At 49.7% G+C, this 4,986-nt stretch carries 1 protein-coding gene; it reads left to right on the top strand.

Annotation, left to right across the window (positions count from 1 at the left end; genetic code table 11):
- On the top strand, positions 1–4,986 hold a 4,986-nt coding region (locus PHI12_13530; GenBank protein ID MDD5511813.1), incomplete at both ends, for a hypothetical protein.

Genomic DNA, 4,986 nt, shown 5'->3' with positions numbered 1-4,986 from the left:
CAGTTTCCGGCCAGACCGACCTCCGGGGAAGCGTTTTAAATACTACAGGCAACTTCACCATATCTGACAGCGTCGATATGTCAGGAGACCTGAGCCTTACGGGAAACTCAGCCAACGTTGTTTTCTCTGGCACCGGAGACCACCTGCTTTCTGTAACCTCGGGAACCCTCAAGCTGGGCACCAGCACTTTGGCTGGGGATATCACCGGGGCAGGATACCAGATCAGCGACCTCGGCCGGCTGACAGTCGACAACCTTATACTAGACGGCAACACCCTCAACACTGCCAGCGGGAACCTGGTGCTGGATTCCAATTCCGGCACTACCCAGATATCCGACTCTCTCATTGTTACGGGCCTTTTAGAGGTCCAGGGAAATTTTGCTTCTTCTTCCTTTGCCGGGCAGGTGGAGCTGTTCGGGACTCCGGACGGAACTGCCGTTGACCAAGGTTCCCTGTACGTTAATCCCGCCACCGCCGGGGTCAACAACACCCTGCTGGGCGTGGCAGTCAGCGACGTTCAAAAGATGAGGTTCGATGCCGAAGGAGATATGGAAATATCGGGCACCTTCTCTTCTACGGGAGGGGGAACTTCTCAGTTTTCCGGCGGCTTGAGCGTTCTCGGCAGCCTTACTCTCGGAGATGAAATTTCCGACATCATCGACGTTAAAGGCAGATTTTCTTCCAGCCTGGTGCCTTCCGAAGATGCAGCTTACACCCTTGGTTTACCCGATTACAGGTGGTCAAATTTCTATGTCGCGACAGCCACCATCGACAACCTGATAGCGGGAGGATCGGCCTCTTCCACTTTTATCATCAATACAGACAACGCTTCAGCTGATGCGGAAGATTCCCAGCTGGAATTTGAAAGGGGATCTGCCGCCCCAAACGCCGTTTTCAAATGGAACTCCACTGATGACAGATTTGAGTTCAACGACTTTTCGGTCTACATGGCAAACAGCCTGAATGTGGCCGGCGACGAAACCTCCTCCTTTGCCGGCCCGAGCCTGTTTACTGGCACTCCTTTGGGAACAGGAGTCGGGCAGGGATCTCTTTATATCAATCCTTCCTCCGGTCTTTCCGATTACACCGTATTCTCCGTGGCAGTTAACGACAACGAAAGGTTTAGGGTGGACGCCGAAGGAGACACCACCGTCCAGGGCTCTTTGGGAATCGAAAACTACATTTACGATATTACCCAGGACACTCTTTTAATTGATGATGATTTGCAGGTAGGAGGAGGGGACATCAAGGACGCGGGGGGAAACATCAGGATTACTTTAGGTGGCACCAACACCATTACCGGAAGCCTGGCTGTTTCCACGGGCTATATCACCGGAGCCAATTCCGAGCAGCTTCTTTTGGGGGTGACCAACGACAAGGTTGAGGTAGTAAGGGGCGGCTCCACCTATACCGTTTGCGATGCTTCCGGAAACTGCCAGTCGGCTGACGGAGGGTACGTCGGAGGTCTGGGCAATGCCAATTATCTTTCTAAATTTACGGGAAGCTACTCTGTTGGAGACTCTATTGTTTACGACAACGGCAGCCAGGTGGGAATCGGAACTTCCACTCCTTCCCGCAAGCTTACCGTAGAAGGCAAGATTTACGCTACCTCTCAAGGAACGGCTGCAGGAGAGGTAATTACGGCAGGAAGAATACTGACAGCCGGTACGGGATTGTCTGGAGGAGGGGACCTGACTCAGGACAGAACCTTTTCTGTCGACTACGGTTCTGCCGCCGGCACTGCGGTAGAGGGCGATACCCAGGTTACGGTCACGGCCGGAGACGCTATCACCGGAGGGGGCACTATCACCCTGGGGGCCGGAGGCACCGTCACCTTAAACCATGAAGATACTTCCACTCAAGCCTCGGTCAATAATTCCGACGGCACTGTTATCCAGGACATTACTCTGGACACTTACGGCCACCTTACCGCCATCACCTCCTACAACTTAGACGGCAGATACTACACAGAGACAGAGTCTGACAACAGATTTCTTAATGTTGCAGGAGACTCGATGGCGGGAACTCTGGATATGGCCAACAACCTTATTACCAACATTGGTGCCGCGGGGACTGATTTTACTGCCGGAGGGGGATTGAATATAGCCACTAATTTATCTGTTATATCTACTACCACGTCCGGAACCCTTAATGTTGGAAGCGGCAATCTTTATGTGTCGGAGAATGGCAGGGTGGGTATTGGAACCGACAGTCCCGATACCCTTCTTACTCTCGCCAACGACGGCTGGATTTCAGGGAAAGACAGTGCGGGGACGGGTTCTGTTAATATCGCTAAAATCAATTCGGCTGACCAAATTCAAATGGGCGGCGCTCTTAACATAGACGGCGGCCTCATATTCCCCGCAGACGGAGGAATGATTACCGCCATGGATATGCCGTTTACTTCCGCAGGTTTAGACGGCGATGAAAACGCTTACGTATTTCGAATCGGCACCTCCAACGTTCTTTCCGTTTACGGGCAGAATGACGGATCCGGCAATCTTAAGCCGGGCACCGGCCGAATCGGCATAGGCACCACCACTCCCCAGTACGCGCTTGACGTTGCCGGCAACGCCAACATCGGCACTTCCTCCGATTCAGAGCTTTTGGTCGGAGGGGGATACGGAAAAATAACAGTAGGCACAATTGATCCTCCCGCCGGAGATTTGAAGATAGAGGTAGCTGCAGGCTCTCTTTCTGCCACAGCCTCAGACGATATTTACTTTGCTACTAACAATACAGAGAGGATGAGGATACTCTCCAGTGGATATGTGGGTATTGGCACTTCGACGCCAGAAGCGAAGCTAGAAATTGCTTATGATACTAATGGCTCCTTAAAATTGGGAGATGGAAATAAAGCTATTACAGGCGGGAATTCGGTGGGTAATATGCATATTGATTCGACAGCAGCTTTGTTTTTGAATTATTATTCCAATCAGAACATTTATACCGGGACAGGCAATGTAGGAATTGGTACAGAGACCCCCGGCTCCTACAAGCTTAACGTCCAAGGCAAGATATATGCTTCAACCCAGGGAACCGCAGCCGGAGAAGTTATTACAGCAGGAAGGACAATAACAGCGGGCACCGGTCTGTCGGGAGGAGGAGACCTTACTCAGGATCGTTCTTTCTCCGTTGACTACGGCTCTACGGCAGGCACTGCAGTAGAGGGCGATACTCAAGTTACGGTCACGGCTGGAAACGCCATTACCGGAGGAGGCACTATCACCCTGGGGGCCGGAGGCACTGTCACCTTAAACCACGAAGATACTTCCACTCAGTCCTCAGTCAATAATTCCGACGGCACTGTCATACAGGATATCACTCTGGACACTTACGGCCACCTTACCGCCATTACCTCCTACAACCTAGACGGCAGATACTACACCGAGACAGAGTCTGACAACAGATTTCTTAATGTTGCAGGAGACTCGATGTCCGGCAATCTCACTATGACCGGCACTGGCGCCAATATTATTCTCGGCTCCAACTACCTTTCTGGAGACGGAGGGGACGAGGGAGTGTCTATAGACTCAAGCGGTAATGTGACGGCAAGTGCTGATTTGACAGTCGTTGGAGGAGATATCAACGTCGGAAGTAAATGGAAAATTCAATCACAAGACTCTGCCAATTTTCGTTTCTTGCCACAGACTACGGGCACGACATATTTTGACTTTACTTTTGATTCACAATCTAGCGATCCGACTCTCTTAATAGACGCTTCATATAATTATCCCGCAGCGCCCTATGCGGTTGATTCTCCAACAATTAAGTTGAGGGGACATTATGATGACGGCGCGGGCAGTTCTGGATATAAAGAATTTAGAATAAAGACGGACATAACTGCGAATGATGGTTCTACGTATTTAGTTAGTTTCGAGCACTCTGGTGCGAGTCCATTTATGGTTTCAGATCAATCCGGCAATATCGGCATCGGTGACACCACTCCGGCTTCCTTACTGACTGTGGGCGCGAATGATGTATTTCAGGTTAATTCTTCGGGAGACATAGTGAAGATAAAAAATGTTACGTATTCCTGGCCTTCATCTCAAGGGGCAGTCGATACGTTTTTGCAAAATGACGGCTCGGGTAATTTAAGTTGGACTGCCTCTGGCGGATTGCCTTCGGGAATTGAGGGTCAGACCATCAGACATGATGGAGATACTTGGGTAGCTACCAGTACTCTTTTTGTCGCTTCTAGCGGTAACGTTGGTATTGGCACTTCCAACCCTAGCGAAGCGACCCTCGAAGTGATATCTGGCGGAAACGCTCAATTTTTAGCAGGGCTTAATACGAGTGATAATATTTTTATAAGGGATGGGGCGATAAACGGAGATTTCAGCTCGAATGCCGAAGATACAATGCATCTTAATTGGTATGGCTATCAGGGAGGTACGACTCAGTTTAGGAATTTAAATATAGGAAACGGTAAAGCATCAAGTGTGGTTTGGATTGACGGGCCCGATTCTAGGGTTGGAATAGGCACTACGAATCCCGAATCGAAACTGCATGTGTCGGGCAATATTCTTTTTGAAAACAATAATATAATTAAATTTAAAGAAAGCGGAGGCACTCAAAGAAGTTTAGTGGCGCTCGATGCTTCCAATCAGCAAGTTTTTGGAGATATTGCTGGTGGTACGCTGTATTTAAATACTGCCGGTTCAATCTATATGTCTGCCGGTGGCTCTACAAAGATGATGGTAAAATCGGACGGCAACGTCGGCATCGGAACCACAAACCCAGGTCAAGCATTGGAGGTGAATGGCAATATCTATGCAAATGGCGCCTCAAATCCTTACATTATGAGCGAAGACGACAGCGGCGTTCGTACGTATCTGCAATCATCAGGTTCCGGATACGGAATCATGGGTACAAATTCCAATCACCCGCTTTATCTTTACACTAACGGTAATTCCAAGGTAGCTATTGATGCCACAGGTAATGTTGGTATCGGACTTACTAATCCAACCCAAGGTAAGCTTCATA

This window comes from Dehalococcoidales bacterium (genome assembly GCA_028716225.1).
Classification (GTDB): domain Bacteria; phylum Chloroflexota; class Dehalococcoidia; order Dehalococcoidales; family UBA5760; genus UBA5760.
Note: the sequence above shows the minus strand (reverse complement) of the source record. Positions and strands in the feature narration are given on the sequence as shown.